Raw genomic sequence first — 12,939 nt, 5'->3', positions numbered from 1 at the left:
AGCGCCCTCATGGTGTTGTGCCCGCCGCTATTAGCCGGGGCTGTTGCCAGCTTCTCCGGAAGTCCAGGTCGCGATGGCACGCGCGTCGGAGGCCGACAACTGAACAACACCGTTCTCGACGGTGAACGTGCCGATTCGGATGTCGGGGAGGAACACGTCTACGCGCTGCGGCTTTCGCGGGAAGAAGCCGCGCCACACCCAGCCTAGCGCCGCCCCCAGCGCGTAGAGGACCGCGAAGAAGATCGCGATGCCCGCGATCGCCCACTGCGTCGACTCCTTCCACCGCGCCTGCGCTTCGCGGTACTCCGCGCCGGACGCGACCTCCTTCAACTCGGTGCTGCATTCCTTCCAGTCTTCGGCTGTGTTGTCGTGGGCCCAGGATTGGAAGTCTTCTTCCGGGATTCGCTGCTCGCTGAGGTACTTCTTCGCGCGCTCGGGCGTGACGTACGAATCTACAAGGCGGCACTTAATGATGAAGTGGCTGTCGTCCGGCGAGGGGCGCTGCGCCACGGTCACCGCCGCGAACACCGCGCACGTTCCGACGACGATGACGAGGAACAATCGCTGCCAGCCGTTCATTGTGTGGTTTCCTGTTGGTGGTTGTCGGGCGGTTTGGCGGCAGCGCGGCGAAGCGCAACGGCGTCCCACGGGGGCAGGAACCCATCATTCGGGCTCAAGCGGTGAATCTGGTTCGACGTTTCAACCACGATCGGCATCAAGGCAAGCGCCTTGTCCATGAAGGTGTCGAACGCGGCGACGACTTCTGCGACCGTGGTCGTTGGCGGAAGAAGGTGCTTCGCCTTGAAGCGCGCGAGCGCGTCATCGGCGAGAGCGAGGCATTGAAGCTCCAATGGGGGCAGCGAAGTCAGCAGCGGCAGGTGCTTGTCCTGAATCAGCGGCCTCGACTCGGCGAACCACTTTGAAATTCCGTGCAGCCATGCGGCGTGACCTTCCTTGCTAGCGCGCACGGTCTCGCTGTTTTCCTGCAACACCTCCAACGTCGCGCGAAGCTGGTACAGCGGCAGGCTGACCAGCGCGGCGACGCCCGCTGCGGTCGCCCTGGCGGCACGTTCAGCGCGCAGATTCGCCTCGACGCCCAGCGCGAGCGCCACGATGCCCGCAAAAAGCGAGCGCGGACCACCAGGCAGCACGCAACGACGAATCCAAAACGCCTTGCCCGATCGCGAGCAGCACCACCGCCGCGCCGAGCGCGGCCGCGCCGACGCCGAAGGTCAGCCTGCTGCGCCGAATGTGTCCCCAAAGATTGCTCATGCGTCCCCCCGTGGTCCCGACGATAGCCGCGGCTAGGAGGAGGCGCCACGGGTGAAGTGCGGTAGCGACGCCACAGGCGGTGGGCAAATCGCTGAACAAGGTTGGGTCACTTTGTCGCTAATGGTGGCTAACCGCGGAAACCGTTGTACCGTCGGGCTTCTCGGGGATTCGCTGAACAAGACAATGGCTAACCATACGTGTGCGTATGGTGGGCGAAGGAGGGGGCATGGGGTCGTGGGTTGCCGGGGAGTTCTTTCTCAAGAATCGTCCGAACGGCGGGACGGTGGTGCTTTATCGAACCGCTTTCATTTCCACGATCCTCTACGTCGTCGCGATCACGCTGAAATCAGCGTTAGCGCCTCGAGCGACGTTGCACTTCGACACTGCCGAAGCACGAGCAGTCATGGCCGACACGATTCCGTGGTTCGGCGCGATCTTTGCGGGCGTGTACGTCGCGCTCTACACGCGCTTCGCGTCGCAGTGGTCGTACCTCGCCGGGCTCTACAACCAGATGATGCAGGCGCAGGTGGAAACGGCCCCCACAACCGACGACCGCGACGAATGCCTGGCGCTTTGGCAGGCAGCGTTCATCGAGGACGCCGAAGACCTGCATCTCGCCCGGAAGCCGATGTTTGCGGCAGTCATTGCGGACCTTCTCAGCTATCCGGCCGTTCGGAGCGCGTACGTCGGCTACTCGCCGGGCGGCGAGCCGCGTTTGCGCAAGCTGGAGGCGCAAGTCGAAGTGGTGCAGCAGCGAATGCGGCGGCGATACAAAGTCGCCCCAACTCCGACACCTGCACCTACTCCTGCACCTGTCGAGCCGATCGCCCCGCCAGCGCCCGACAACGCGATGTAGGTCGTACCGCCGCTGCCCCGCAGGACAATAGCCGCGCGCCGCTCCTGCGCGGATTCTGTGCGCCGTCGTCGATGCTTGGGGTAGGACATGAACCTGTCGGAATTCCAGTGGCACCTTGTCGAACCGGAAATGCAGCTTCGACATGGCGGGCCGCGCGGCCGTTTGTTCGCACGCGTCGCGAAGTCGGGCACGACCTGGTGGGCGGTGATGGGGTTGCACTTGTCGCCTGTGCGCATCGAGCCGTTCGGCGTTGAGGGCGACGCGATCGAGGCGGTCGAAGAATGGCTGGCGGCGCTGCTGACGCGGGTCGCGTAGTCGCCGGCACGACTGACTAGGAGGAAGTCCCCAGACCCCTATAGCGAAACCAGCACAGTGGTCGCGGTGACGAAGAATCAATGATTTAGCGACTGCATGGGGAAGTAGGCGGGTTGGGGTGGGCGCTGCCCCCCGCCCAACCCTACCTACGTCCCCATCCTTCCCCACGAAAAGAACAGAAGGAACGCCACACCCGCACAGTCGTCGCACAGTCACAAACCGCTATTGCTACGGCGTTTCCGCGCGAAGAGACGACGACGGTGCGATGACTGCGCGGTCGCCTTCGCACAGTCACTAGACGGCGTTCGTGCTGTCTGCCGGGGCGTCGCGATGCTCGACTAGCGTGTAGATCATCGTCCCGCCGGGCGGACCGCGGTGCACCTGCTCGATGCTCGTGGTGAACACGTTGGCCTTCACCGCAGCCGCGAGGCGCGCGGCAACGAAGTCTTTGCCACGCGAGTGGACCTTCGCGATCGCGTTCGCCGTAGGTACGCCTCCGGCGTCGACGACCATGCGGTACGCCGCAACCACTTCTTCGATTTCGGCGTTGGCGGTGGTCGTCTGGCGATCGCCCTTCGCCTTCTTCGCCTGCGCCGCACCCCACGCCAGGATCACGCCGCGCATTCGCCGCCACCGCATCTGTTCGATCTGTTCCGGCAGCGCGACGGTGGTCATCGCGGGGCCGTCGTCTGTGCGGCACCATGCCGTCACGAGCGGGAGCGGATCGCGCGCCTTCGAGGTGTCGAGCGGCACGAGGGCGCTCAGGCGTGCGCCCCGGTGCGGGTTGAACGGGCTCTGCTGAAGGTACCGGCGCCAGACTTCGCGCTGGTCCGAATCGGGGAACGGCTCTTCCTCGCTGCCGAGGTCGACCAGCAGGAGGATCTGGCGCGTGTCGCCGATGAGCGCGGTCGCGCCGCGAATCACGGCCGGCGTCAAGTCCAGCGATTGCAGCGCCTTCGTGCCTTCCTGGCTCAAGTGGTGCGTCATTACGACTGCCACGCCCAAGTCCTGTGCGATTTTTTTCAGCGCGGCGGCCAGTGCGCCCAGCCCCTTGTTGTCCTCCTCGGCATGCGAGAGCGTGCTCGCGGTTTCGAAGACCAGCAGGCGCACGGGGTCGTCGCACTCGACGTGCGGGCGTAGCGCGCGAACCAGCGCGTCCACGACCGGCGTTTCGATCGGCCGTCGCCTCTTCTCACAAATGTCGATCAGCGCGCTCGCCTCGCGAATACCGGGAGCGCGAAGGTTCGGCACGATCACGGCGGCTCGCGCACGCGCAGCGTCCTGCGGCGACAGCTGCGAACACGCGGCACGGAGCTTTCGGGTGTACTGCCTGCGGTCATCCTCGCGGCTGTAGATCACGACGCGCCCGCACTTCGACGGCAGGCCGACAACAGTTCGGCCGAGCGCAACCTGCGTGGCCAGGTGCACCATGAGCGTCGTCTTGCCAGCACGCGGCGGCGCACCGAGCACCGTAGCCTCGCCAATGGGGAACAGACCCGTTTCGCCGTCGCCGAACAGATGCGGGTCCGGCGTCGCCGCGGCGGCCCACTCTTCGTCGGTTGCGGGCGTCAGAAGCGGTGCGAGGTCGCGAGCAAGCTCGTGGATGCGCGCGGCGGCAGTGTCCTTGAACGGGTCGTTCGCAGCTTGAGGAAACGCGTCCACCGAAGTCGGTCCGGCGGTCAGAGTTTCCGGCTTCGACCACTCGCTGCTGCGAAATTTCTCGACGGCCCCATCCAGCGCGCGCTTCAACTCCTCGTCGTCCACGTCACGATCCCAGCGCCCGGCGTCGCGCAATCCCTTCAAGTAGTCGAGGGCAGTCTCGTGGGGCGTGCCTTCCCAAACCACGTCGCGGGAGACACGGGCGGCCATGCGCAGCACGTCCGCGTGGCGTTCCTTCGTGACGACCAGCGGCCCGTCGTGCATCTGGCGGTCGTACGAGGGGTGCACGGTGTCTTCGCTGAACACGAAGCCCGTGGCCGACGTCGGCACTGGGGGCGCGTGGAACGCTGCGCCGAGCTCGGTCGCCGTGAAGGCGCGCGAGTGCGGGATGCGATCGGCGACCGTGTACATGCGGGTCAAGAACGGCTCGCCGCTGTACTTCGCGGCCTCGTTCTTCGGCTTGCGGTGCAGGAAGCCGGGCAGGCGCATCAGGCGCGATGCGTCGTTTACCGAGGCGTCGCTGCCGAAGTTCGCCGCGATGCGCTTCTGCATGTCGGTGAACTCGGGCACGGGCAACGGATCGGCCGGATCGAGCAACCAGTACACGTGATGCCGCCCATCGCTCGATGCCACGACGATGTTGGGCAGGACTCCGGCGACGTTCAGTGCACCGGGGTCGCGTTTCAGCAGCGCATCCAGCGCACCGGGCTTGTCGAAGTCCGCGAACACCGCACGGGCACGAGTGATGTTGGCCTTCTCATGACCACCTTCGTTCACCACCACGAACACGCCGTACCCCTGCGCATTGGCAGCGAGCAGCGCGTCCGCAACATCATCGAACGCGCCGGAGAAGCTCATGGCGCGCTTCCCTTGCCATGCCGGATCGGGGTGGATGACGCGGAAATGCCACGCGCCGGCTTCGTTCGCGTTCTGGTCGAGCAGAGCGAGGAACCGGCGAGCAGCGTGGAAGTCGGGTCGCAAGTCGGTATGCTTCATCGCGCCCGCGCTCGTCTCGTGTGCATCCTCGGAACCCTCAGTCCTGCCCGGCTGGGGGTTCTCTTTTTCGGCGGCGTTCATGCGACACCCCCGGCGAGGGTCTGCGCGGAATCGCGACCAGCATCGAACAACACCATGTCGTGACCGGCTTCCACCAAGCGCGCGCCTTCGCGATAGAAGGGGCGCATTTGGTCGTCGTCCTGGGTGTTCACGCTTGCGGGAATGCGCACGAATCCGACGTTGTGCGCGAGCGTCTGCGCGACGACGACGTTGACGCCTGCTGCGCGGTGCTGCGCGAGGCGTTCGTATTCTTCGTGGCCCAGCCATGCGCGATCGGACTCCATGAGCGGGCCGACTTCGAAGTACCCGTAGAGGCCGTCCTCGCAGAGCTGGAGGGCGTACTTCTTACCCGGCGTGGTGGGGGAATCGGCGATCACTTCGCACCCCGCTTCGCGGGGTTGCGCGTCTGTTGGGCCAGGGCGACGATGTCGCTCACGCGCCACGCGACGCAGCGGGGACCGATCTTGACGGGTTGCGGGAAGTGTCCGGACTTCACGCCGGCCCACCACGTCGTGCGGCAAACCGGGATGAGGGCGGGAACGGCGCGGTAACGCTTAGAAGCCTTGCGGCCGATGATTTGTGTCACGCGCAGCAGGGGTTCGGGGCTCATAGGTTCTCCTCGCGTCAAAATTGAACGCGGGCGAACAATTCACCTCGGACCGGGGTGCCGAAAAAGGTACGAACGCCTACACGTTTTGCAGTTTCACCAGATGCGCGTGCAGCGTGTTGTCTGTCGGCACGTCCAGCTGTGCCGACGCAATCAGGTCGCGCAGAAACGCCGGCAGCGGTCCTTCAAGCGTCGGCGGGTCGGTGTACTGGTTGAACGTGTAGCCAGCAGCGCGACCGCTCGCCTCCCATGCCATGACCCCGCCGCGCACAAGCCGCGCGTACGGCGCGCGCGGGGGTGCCGCGCCCGTGCCTGGGGCCATAGCCTCCAACGCCGTCAGGAGCGCGTGTAGATCGTCTGCGGTGTACGCGCCCGCGCGCAGGCGTTCCAGCACCGGCACGACGTTGAAGCCGGAAGAAGTCGCGAGCTTCACGACCGCGTGCAGGGTGTCGAGGAGCGCAACTAACTTCCGGCGCTTGTCGTCGGTGGTGCTCGCGCGCCGCGGCGCCCTGTCCAGGTGGCGCATCAGGGTTCGCGTGCAGGCGATAGCCTGCTGACGCTCGCGTGCGGCGAGTGCGTGTGCCGGCGGTGCGCGTTTCTTCCAAGCGCGGCGGACCGCCGCGGCCAGCGCCTCGGTGTGGTCGCCCGGTACGTTCGCGAGCCCGTGGAGTTCCAACAGACGTCGCACGGCGTCTGTTGCATCCGGAACGCGCGCGACGCGCACACCGGAAGTGGTGGTGTCGATCATCAGCGCGTCCTTCGTCGCGCCCTTCAAGGATTTGTCGCGCCAGCCGGGGAAGGTGCCCGGTTTTCGGATGGCCGTCCTATGCGCGACAAGGTGAAAGTTACATCAGGCGCGGCGCTTGAGCGGTACCACGTTCGACGTGTCCGCGCGCAGGCTGTCGAGGTAGTCGGCCCACGCCTGCATCATCTTCCGGCGCTCGGACAGGTGCGACGTGCGGTTGTAGGCGCGGCCGTTGGGATCGCGAACCGCGTGCGCGAGTTGGTGCTCGATGTAGTCGGGCCGGAAGCCGAGCACTTCGTCGAGCAGCGTGCGCGCGGTGGCACGGAAGCCGTGCGTCGTCATCTGGTCCCCGGTGTAGCCGATGCGCTGCAACGCGGCGAGCAGGGCGTTCGTCGTCATCGGGCGCTGCGAGGCGTTGGCGTGCGGCGTGCGCGCGCTAGGGAAGGCGTAGCGGCCCGCGCCGGTCAGCGGGTGGAGGTCACGCAGGATCGCGATTGCCTGCGTGCACAGCGGGACGAGATGCGGCTGGCCCGTTTTCATGCGCGAGGCCGGGATATTCCATTCGACGGTGTCGAAGTCGAACTCGGACCACTCGGCGGCGCAGAGCTCGTTCGGGCGCACGAACAGCAGCGGCGCGAGTTGCAGCGCGCAGCGGACGACGTGCGTGCCGGTGAATGTGTCGATCGCGCGCAGCAGGCCGCCGACCTCCTTCGGGTCGGTGATCGCGGCGTGGTGCTTCTCGGCGGGCTTGGTTAGCGCGCCCTTGAGATCGGCCGTCGGGTCGCGATCGGCGCGGCCGGTGGCGATGGCGTAACGCATTACCTGGCCGATGTTCTGCTTGATGCGGTGGGCGGACTCGTGCGCGCCGCGCTCTTCCACGCGCCGCAGGACGCGCAGGAAGTCGGGGGCGGTGAGCTCGGAGACAGGGCGCGCGCCGATGTAGGGGAACACGTTGCGTTCGAACCATGCCGACACCTTCACCATGTAGGTCGGCACGAACTTCTGCTTCGCCAGCCACTCGCGCGCGATCGCTTCGAAGTTGTTGGCGTTCGCTTCGACGCGCGCGGCCTTCGCGGCCTTGCGCTGCTCGTTCGGGTCGACGCCAGCGGCCAACAGGCGGCGTGCGGCGTCGCGCTTGTCGCGCGCTTCGGCGAGGGTCACGTCCGGGTATGCGCCGAGCGCGAGGCGCTTCTCCTTGCCATCGACGCGGTACTTCAATCGCCACAACTTGCTGCCCGAAGGCGCGAGCTCCAGGTACAGCCCGCGCTCGTCGTAGATGCGCTGCGTCTTGTCGGTGGGCTTGATCTTGCGGATGGCAGTGTCGGTCAGGGGCATGGGGGCATCGAGTTGTCGGCGGCGGCCGTATGCCCCCAAGGCTGCCCCCTCATGCCCCCGGATTGCAACAAACAAAATTGAACAAGTTCCCGGCCGTCAGGCACAAAAAAGGCCGAAATCCCTGTTTTTCTTGAGGATTCCGGCCTGATTTGTACTGCGTCGAACACTTAAATGGTGGAGGTGGGGGGAATTGAACCCCCGTCCGAAGGCACTCCATCCCCGGCACTACATGCTTAGCTCGCCGTTCGTTCTCGGCCTGCGGCAACACGACGTGCGAGGCACACCGCAGGACACACCCGCTTTAGGTTAAGTCGAAGCTGACGGGTCGCCACTCCAACCGATCCTGTGATGATGACCCTACATCCACGAGCACAGGCACAAGTGGGTTCGGGGCTAGGCCTTAAGCGGCCAGAGCGTAGACGTCGTCGTTCGCGTCTAGGTTTTTGCAGCTGGATTAACGAGGAAAGCTACCCCCTCGGCATGCGCCAAGCGATTTCGCGACCCCCGTCGAAGCCAGTGCACCCCCGGGAGACATCAAACACGCTGACCCGGCCAGTATAGGGGCGTTACGGGGCAGGGCAAGGCATCGGGCCATCTACGTGGCCTGGGGTTCATTGCCGCTTATGCTGGGGCCATGCCGTCCGCGCCGCGTTCCCCCACCGCGCCCGACGCGCCACGCGCCACGCCGGGCTTCGCCGGTTTCGCGCTGGCGGTGCTCGTGCTGATCGCCACCGTGGCGCTCGTCCTCACGGCGTGGCGTGCGGCGCGCGAGACCGCGCTCGCCGGTGCGCAGGCCGAGTTCCATGCCTCGACGGAAGAAATCGTCGAGTTGCTGCAGCAGCGCCTCGTCAATTACGAGCTGACGATCCGCGGTGGCGCAGCCCTGTTCGCGAGTGTCGCGCGGCCGAGTCCCGCCGAATGGCATGCGTATGTCGACGGGCTCAGCCTGGCGCAGCGGTTCCCCGCGATGACGGGCCTGGGGTATGCGGCGTATGTCAGCCGTTACGGGATGCAGCGCCTGCAGATCGACACGCGCGACGCCGGCCGCGGCCTGCTGTCGATCTGGCCACGCGGGGAGCGCGAACGTTACGGGCCCATCCTGTATCTCGAACCGCGCACGGCGGAGAACCTCAGCGCGGTCGGCTTCGACATGTATTCCGAACCCGCGCGCCGCACCGCGATGCTGGCGGCGATGCACGAAGCGATGCCGCGCATGAGCGCGCGCGTGAAGCTGGTGCAGGACCTGGATCCGAAGGCGGGCGGTTTCCTGTTGTACGTGCCCGTGTTTCCCGGCGGGCTCGCGCCGCCGACCCACATGCAGCGGGAAAGCGCGATCACCGGGTGGGTCTACGCGCCGATCCGCGTGACACGTTTCGTCGAAGTCGCGCTCGCGCCGATCAAGCGTTCGGTGACCTTCCGCCTGTACGACATCACCGATGGAGGCCGAGATCTGGTGTATTCCGATCCGGACTATCGCGAAGGCGATGCAGCGGCATTCCATGAATCCACCACCGTACGCGCCTACGGGCGACAGTGGCATTTCGAATTCGCGTCGGGGACCTTGGAAACCGCGGCGCCCGGGCTGACGCCCTTGCGCACGGCGTTGATCGTCGGGCTGCTGGCATCGCTGTTGTTGTTCGGCATCGTGTGGTCGCTTGCGCATACGGAGTTGCGGGCGCAGCGCCTGGCTGCGCGCATGAGCCTGGCCGCGCGGCGCAGCGAGGCGCGCGTGCGTGCCTTGAATCGTAGCCTCGAAGCGCGCGTGGACACGCGCACGCGCGAATTGAGCGAGGCGAACCGCGAGCTGGAAACCTTCGCCTATTCGGTGTCGCACGACCTGCGCGCTCCTTTGCGCGCGATCGAAGGCTTCGGCCGCGTGCTCGAGGATCGGTATGCGCCGGTGCTCGACGAAACCGGACGCGGCTATCTCGGACGCGTGCGCAACGCGGCGGCGCGCATGAGCGAATTGATCGAAGGCCTGCTCAAGCTCTCACGCGTGGGGCGCGGCGATCTGGTGCCCGAACGCCTGGACCTCTCGCGCATGGCCGGCGAAATCATCGCCGACCTGCGCACGCTCGAGCCGCATCGCCCCGTCACCCTCGACATCGCGCCCACGCTGGTCGCGACCGCCGATGCCGCGATGGTCCGCAGCCTGCTTTTGAACCTGCTCGGCAATGCGTGGAAGTTCACGCGCGATCGCGAGCAGGCGTTCATCGCCTTCGCGCAACACGACGACGGCGAGACCTTCTACGTGCAGGACAACGGCATCGGCTTCGACCAGGCTTACGTCGACAAACTCTTCCGTCCGTTCCAGCGCCTGCACGACGACGCGCAGTTCGCCGGCGAGGGCATCGGCCTTGCGACGGTGAAACGCATCGTCGAGCGCCACGGCGGCACGATCACGGCGACGGGCGAAGCGGGGAAGGGGGCGGTGTTCGCTTTTACGCTTCGGGTGGGTTGAAGCGGCTTTCCGGGTAAAGCGCGCTGGAAACGATTGGCGCGCCGCCCGAACGTGTGAAGTTTCAAATTTTTTTGGGAAAAAAATTTGAAACTCCCCACGCTGGGGCATCACCTTTCGTGGTCGCTTCGATCAGGGCCTTCGCCCGGGCATTCACTCGGGGCTGCAAAGCAAGCTTTGCAGGTATGCCTTCATTTTGCTCGAAGGGCAGTTGCGAAGTCTCCGGAGAGATTTGCTCGCTCTTGATCGCAACGATCGGCTTCCTGCAAAGCTTGCTTTGCAGCCCCCAATCACTGCCCCAGCGAAAGCCCCTTGATCGAAGCGACTCGCAAGGTGATGCCGCAGCGTGGAGAGTTTCAAATTTTTTTCCCAAAAAAATTTGGAACTCTCCACGTTCCCGGCGGCGCGCCAATGCGTTTCGAGCGGGCTTCACTACGCACCCAAGAGGTCAAGCGTTCTTGTTGTGTCGCCGCAACAGCCGCTGCTTCTCGCGGTTCCAGTCGCGTTCCTTGCTGGCTTCGCGCTTGTCGTGCGTCTGCTTGCCGCGTGCCAGCGCGAGTTCGAGCTTGATCTTGTTGCCCTTCCAGTACAGCGCGGTGGGGATGAGCGTGTAGCCGTCACGCTGCACGCGGCCGATCAGTTCGTCGATCTCGCGGCGGTGCAGGAGCAGCTTGCGGGTGCGGTGGGCGTCGGCGATGACATGCGTGGACGCCGAGATCAGCGGCGTGACCTGCGCGCCGAACAGGTACAGCTCCCCGTCCTTCACGATCGCGTAGGCCTCGCCGATGTTGGCGCGCCCGGCACGGATGGCCTTGAGCTCCCAACCCTGCAGCGCGATGCCGGCCTCGACCTTCTGTTCGAAGTGGTATTCGTGTTTCGCCCGCTTGTTCAGGGCGACGGTCTTCAGCGAGGGCGCCTTCGCCGCGCCGGAAGCCGGCTTTCCCTTATCCTTGGCCACTTTCTTGTTCATCCCGCCATTCTCGCCGAAACACGCCTCCGAATGCCCACGATCCAGCGCAGCGCCCTCGTCGAACACTCCGCCGCCCGCATGTTCGGGCTGGTGAACGACATCGCGGCGTATCCGCGCCGGTTCGAGTGGTGCGAGGCCGCGCAGGTGCTGGAAAAGGACGACAGTCGCGTGGTCGCGCGGCTGGACCTGGGGCTGGGTTCGCTGCGCACCTGGTTCACCACGGAAAACACGCTCGCGCCGCCGCACCACATCGACATGCACCTGAAGGACGGGCCGTTCAAGAAGCTGCACGGGCGCTGGCAATTCCATGCGCTGGACGAGTGCGCGTGCAAGGTGACGCTCACGCTCGACTTTGAACCGAAGAACAAATTGCTCGGGCCGGCCTTCGCGCTGGGGTTCCAGGGCCTGGCCGATCGCATGGTCGACGATTTCGTGCGCGCGGCCGACCGCGGCGCGGAGTAGGCGCATGCGCGTGGAGATCGTGCTGGCGGTGCCGCGGGCGTTCGAGTCGTGGCAGGTGACCTTGCCGATCGGTGCGACCGTGGCACAGGCGCTGGAATCGGCGGGCTTCACGCCCGAGTCGCTGGCATCGCGCGGCATCGATGGCCTGGCGTTGCACGGGGTGCGCGCCTCGCCGCAGAGCGTGCTGCGCGAGGGGGACCGGATCGAATTGTTGCGTCCGCTGGTGGCCGACCCGAAGGACGCGCGCCGGCGACGCGCCGCGCGCCCGGGCGCGCCTTCGAAACAGGGCGGCGCTTAGCGGCCCTGCTTCTTCTTTTTCTTGTCGACCGGCAAGTTGCCGTAGTGGTCGCGCATTTCCTTGGCGAGCGCCTGGTCCTGCTCGCCGAAGTATTCGCCGTCCCACTTGGCGAGCTGGTCGTTTTCGAACCACAGCGTCAGCGTCTTCCGTTCCGTCGGGCCGACGCGGCCGGTGCGCTGCGTGGCGACGTAATCCCAACGATCGTGATGGAAGGGATCGGCGACCGAAGGCGAGCCGAGCAGGTTCATCACCTGGCGCTTGTCCATGCCTTGCTGGAGTTGCTCGACGTTGGTCTTCTCGAGCAGGTTGCCCTGGTAGATCGGCGTGCGGTACAGCACGCCGCAGCCGGAAGTCAGGACGGTCAGGGACAGGGCGATGAGCAGCTTGCGCATTCGGTCTTCGGGGCTGGCGCGGGGAGGGCCGATGATACACTCCGGCGCCATGGAACAGCAGGATCTCCGCAAGGCCGGGCTGAAGGTCACGCATCCGCGGATGCGGATCCTCGAGCTATTGGAGCAGACCCGCCCGCGCCACATGACGGCCGAGGACATCTACCGCCAGTTGCTGGACCACGGGGACGAAATCGGGCTGGCCACGGTGTACCGCGTGCTCACGCAGTTCGAGGCCGCCGGCCTGGTCCTGAAGCACAACTTCGAGGGCGGCCACGCGGTCTACGAGCTGGATCGCGGGGAACACCACGACCACATGGTCGACATCGAGACCGGCAAGGTCATCGAGTTCCAGAGCGCGCAGATCGAGGAACTGCAGAAGCAGATCGCGGCCCAACACGGGTACGAGATCGAAGAACATGCGTTGGTGTTGTATGTGCGCAAAAAGCGCACGTAAGACGCGATCGCGCGAGCGCGGCTTGCCCAATACCCCCGCTGTCGCGCGCCCCTTCCACTA

General features: G+C 65.8%; 16 protein-coding genes and 1 other RNA gene. 6 read left to right on the top strand and 11 right to left on the bottom strand.

The features are described 5' to 3' along the window. Positions 1 to 30: 30 nt before the first annotated feature. On the bottom strand, positions 31 to 579 hold the full coding sequence (locus ACXJJ8_RS09885) for a hypothetical protein (protein WP_499029427.1): 549 nt from the start codon (positions 577 to 579) through the stop codon (positions 31 to 33). Next, positions 576 to 1,151 carry a hypothetical protein gene (locus tag ACXJJ8_RS09880; protein WP_499029425.1) on the bottom strand — a complete coding sequence of 192 codons (576 nt, stop codon included), beginning with the start codon at positions 1,149 to 1,151 and terminating at the stop codon, positions 576 to 578. Before ACXJJ8_RS09880 ends, ACXJJ8_RS09885 begins: the two co-directional genes overlap by 4 nt. A gap of 347 nt (positions 1,152 to 1,498) precedes the next feature. Between ACXJJ8_RS09880 and ACXJJ8_RS09875 the strand changes: the two genes are divergently transcribed. Both ACXJJ8_RS09875 and ACXJJ8_RS09870 read left to right on the top strand, forming a co-directional pair. Further along, positions 1,499 to 2,128 (top strand): hypothetical protein, encoded by a 630-nt coding sequence (locus tag ACXJJ8_RS09875; RefSeq protein WP_499029422.1) that lies wholly within the window; start codon positions 1,499 to 1,501, stop codon positions 2,126 to 2,128. A gap of 87 nt (positions 2,129 to 2,215) precedes the next feature. Then, positions 2,216 to 2,443, top strand: a complete 228-nt coding sequence (locus ACXJJ8_RS09870) for a hypothetical protein (protein WP_499029420.1) — start codon at positions 2,216 to 2,218, stop codon at positions 2,441 to 2,443. Positions 2,444 to 2,737: 294 nt separating this feature from the next. Here ACXJJ8_RS09870 and ACXJJ8_RS09865 read toward each other — a convergent pair whose 3' ends face one another. The 6 genes from ACXJJ8_RS09865 to ssrA all read right to left on the bottom strand — a co-directional run bounded on the left by ACXJJ8_RS09865 (position 2,738) and on the right by ssrA (position 8,371). After that, complete coding sequence (locus ACXJJ8_RS09865; RefSeq protein ID WP_499029417.1) at positions 2,738 to 5,179, bottom strand: AAA family ATPase; 2,442 nt, start codon at positions 5,177 to 5,179, stop codon at positions 2,738 to 2,740. After that, positions 5,176 to 5,535 carry a hypothetical protein gene (locus tag ACXJJ8_RS09860; RefSeq protein ID WP_499029415.1) on the bottom strand — a complete coding sequence of 120 codons (360 nt, stop codon included), beginning with the start codon at positions 5,533 to 5,535 and terminating at the stop codon, positions 5,176 to 5,178. The genes ACXJJ8_RS09865 and ACXJJ8_RS09860 overlap by 4 nt, the downstream gene beginning before the upstream one ends. After that, complete coding sequence (locus ACXJJ8_RS09855; protein ID WP_499029413.1) at positions 5,532 to 5,768, bottom strand: helix-turn-helix transcriptional regulator; 237 nt, start codon at positions 5,766 to 5,768, stop codon at positions 5,532 to 5,534. Before ACXJJ8_RS09855 ends, ACXJJ8_RS09860 begins: the two co-directional genes overlap by 4 nt. A gap of 76 nt (positions 5,769 to 5,844) precedes the next feature. After that, on the bottom strand, positions 5,845 to 6,513 hold the full coding sequence (locus tag ACXJJ8_RS09850; protein ID WP_499029411.1) for a hypothetical protein: 669 nt from the start codon (positions 6,511 to 6,513) through the stop codon (positions 5,845 to 5,847). 102 nt (positions 6,514 to 6,615) lie between these two features. After that, entirely contained in the window at positions 6,616 to 7,845 is a 1,230-nt protein-coding gene (locus ACXJJ8_RS09845) for a tyrosine-type recombinase/integrase (RefSeq protein WP_499029409.1), read from the bottom strand. A gap of 172 nt (positions 7,846 to 8,017) precedes the next feature. Further along, positions 8,018 to 8,371, bottom strand: a transfer-messenger RNA (tmRNA) gene (ssrA, locus tag ACXJJ8_RS09840). A 108-nt stretch (positions 8,372 to 8,479) separates the two neighbouring features. Here ssrA and ACXJJ8_RS09835 point away from each other — a divergent pair. After that, positions 8,480 to 10,306, top strand: a complete 1,827-nt coding sequence (locus ACXJJ8_RS09835) for a sensor histidine kinase (RefSeq protein ID WP_499029407.1) — start codon at positions 8,480 to 8,482, stop codon at positions 10,304 to 10,306. A 61-nt stretch (positions 10,307 to 10,367) separates the two neighbouring features. Here ACXJJ8_RS09835 and ACXJJ8_RS09830 read toward each other — a convergent pair whose 3' ends face one another. Both ACXJJ8_RS09830 and smpB read right to left on the bottom strand, forming a co-directional pair. Continuing rightward, positions 10,368 to 10,736 (bottom strand): hypothetical protein, encoded by a 369-nt coding sequence (locus ACXJJ8_RS09830; RefSeq protein WP_499029404.1) that lies wholly within the window; start codon positions 10,734 to 10,736, stop codon positions 10,368 to 10,370. Between the two features lie 15 nt (positions 10,737 to 10,751). Beyond that, positions 10,752 to 11,273 carry an SsrA-binding protein SmpB gene (smpB, locus tag ACXJJ8_RS09825; protein WP_499029402.1) on the bottom strand — a complete coding sequence of 174 codons (522 nt, stop codon included), beginning with the start codon at positions 11,271 to 11,273 and terminating at the stop codon, positions 10,752 to 10,754. Positions 11,274 to 11,303: 30 nt separating this feature from the next. Here smpB and ACXJJ8_RS09820 point away from each other — a divergent pair, with 30 nt between their 5' ends. Beyond that, complete coding sequence (locus ACXJJ8_RS09820) at positions 11,304 to 11,735, top strand: type II toxin-antitoxin system RatA family toxin (RefSeq protein WP_499029400.1); 432 nt, start codon at positions 11,304 to 11,306, stop codon at positions 11,733 to 11,735. 4 nt (positions 11,736 to 11,739) lie between these two features. Continuing rightward, positions 11,740 to 12,033 carry an RnfH family protein gene (locus ACXJJ8_RS09815; RefSeq protein WP_499029398.1) on the top strand — a complete coding sequence of 98 codons (294 nt, stop codon included), beginning with the start codon at positions 11,740 to 11,742 and terminating at the stop codon, positions 12,031 to 12,033. Here the strand turns inward: ACXJJ8_RS09815 and ACXJJ8_RS09810 are convergent. Beyond that, positions 12,030 to 12,425, bottom strand: a complete 396-nt coding sequence (locus ACXJJ8_RS09810) for an outer membrane protein assembly factor BamE (RefSeq protein ID WP_499029395.1) — start codon at positions 12,423 to 12,425, stop codon at positions 12,030 to 12,032. The two genes, ACXJJ8_RS09815 and ACXJJ8_RS09810, sit on opposite strands and share 4 nt — an antisense overlap. 49 nt (positions 12,426 to 12,474) lie before the next feature. Here ACXJJ8_RS09810 and fur point away from each other — a divergent pair, with 49 nt between their 5' ends. Then, positions 12,475 to 12,879: a ferric iron uptake transcriptional regulator gene (gene fur / locus ACXJJ8_RS09805; protein WP_499029602.1), complete on the top strand. Its 405-nt coding sequence runs from the start codon at positions 12,475 to 12,477 to the stop codon at positions 12,877 to 12,879. Positions 12,880 to 12,939 lie beyond the last annotated feature (60 nt).

The sequence above is a fragment of the Lysobacter sp. P5_C4 genome (assembly GCF_054049695.1).
The sequence above is the reverse complement of the archived record's forward strand: the minus strand, read 5'-3'. Positions and strand labels throughout refer to the sequence as shown.

Bases quoted from the DNA above. Each gene is read 5' to 3' on its own strand.
- ACXJJ8_RS09865 (WP_499029417.1), bottom strand. From the start codon at position 5,179: ATGAACGCCGCCGAAAAAGAGAACCCCCAGCCGGGCAGGACTGAGGGT.
- ACXJJ8_RS09820 (WP_499029400.1), top strand. From the start codon at position 11,304: ATGCCCACGATCCAGCGCAGCGCCCTCGTCGAACACTCCGCCGCCCGC.
- ACXJJ8_RS09815 (WP_499029398.1), top strand. From the start codon at position 11,740: ATGCGCGTGGAGATCGTGCTGGCGGTGCCGCGGGCGTTCGAGTCGTGG.
- ACXJJ8_RS09870 (WP_499029420.1), top strand. From the start codon at position 2,216: ATGAACCTGTCGGAATTCCAGTGGCACCTTGTCGAACCGGAAATGCAG.
- ACXJJ8_RS09845 (WP_499029409.1), bottom strand. From the start codon at position 7,845: ATGCCCCTGACCGACACTGCCATCCGCAAGATCAAGCCCACCGACAAG.
- ACXJJ8_RS09850 (WP_499029411.1), bottom strand. From the start codon at position 6,513: ATGATCGACACCACCACTTCCGGTGTGCGCGTCGCGCGCGTTCCGGAT.
- ACXJJ8_RS09835 (WP_499029407.1), top strand. From the start codon at position 8,480: ATGCCGTCCGCGCCGCGTTCCCCCACCGCGCCCGACGCGCCACGCGCC.
- ACXJJ8_RS09875 (WP_499029422.1), top strand. From the start codon at position 1,499: ATGGGGTCGTGGGTTGCCGGGGAGTTCTTTCTCAAGAATCGTCCGAAC.
- smpB (WP_499029402.1), bottom strand. From the start codon at position 11,273: ATGAACAAGAAAGTGGCCAAGGATAAGGGAAAGCCGGCTTCCGGCGCG.
- ACXJJ8_RS09810 (WP_499029395.1), bottom strand. From the start codon at position 12,425: ATGCGCAAGCTGCTCATCGCCCTGTCCCTGACCGTCCTGACTTCCGGC.
- ACXJJ8_RS09855 (WP_499029413.1), bottom strand. From the start codon at position 5,768: ATGAGCCCCGAACCCCTGCTGCGCGTGACACAAATCATCGGCCGCAAG.
- fur (WP_499029602.1), top strand. From the start codon at position 12,475: ATGGAACAGCAGGATCTCCGCAAGGCCGGGCTGAAGGTCACGCATCCG.
- ACXJJ8_RS09885 (WP_499029427.1), bottom strand. From the start codon at position 579: ATGAACGGCTGGCAGCGATTGTTCCTCGTCATCGTCGTCGGAACGTGC.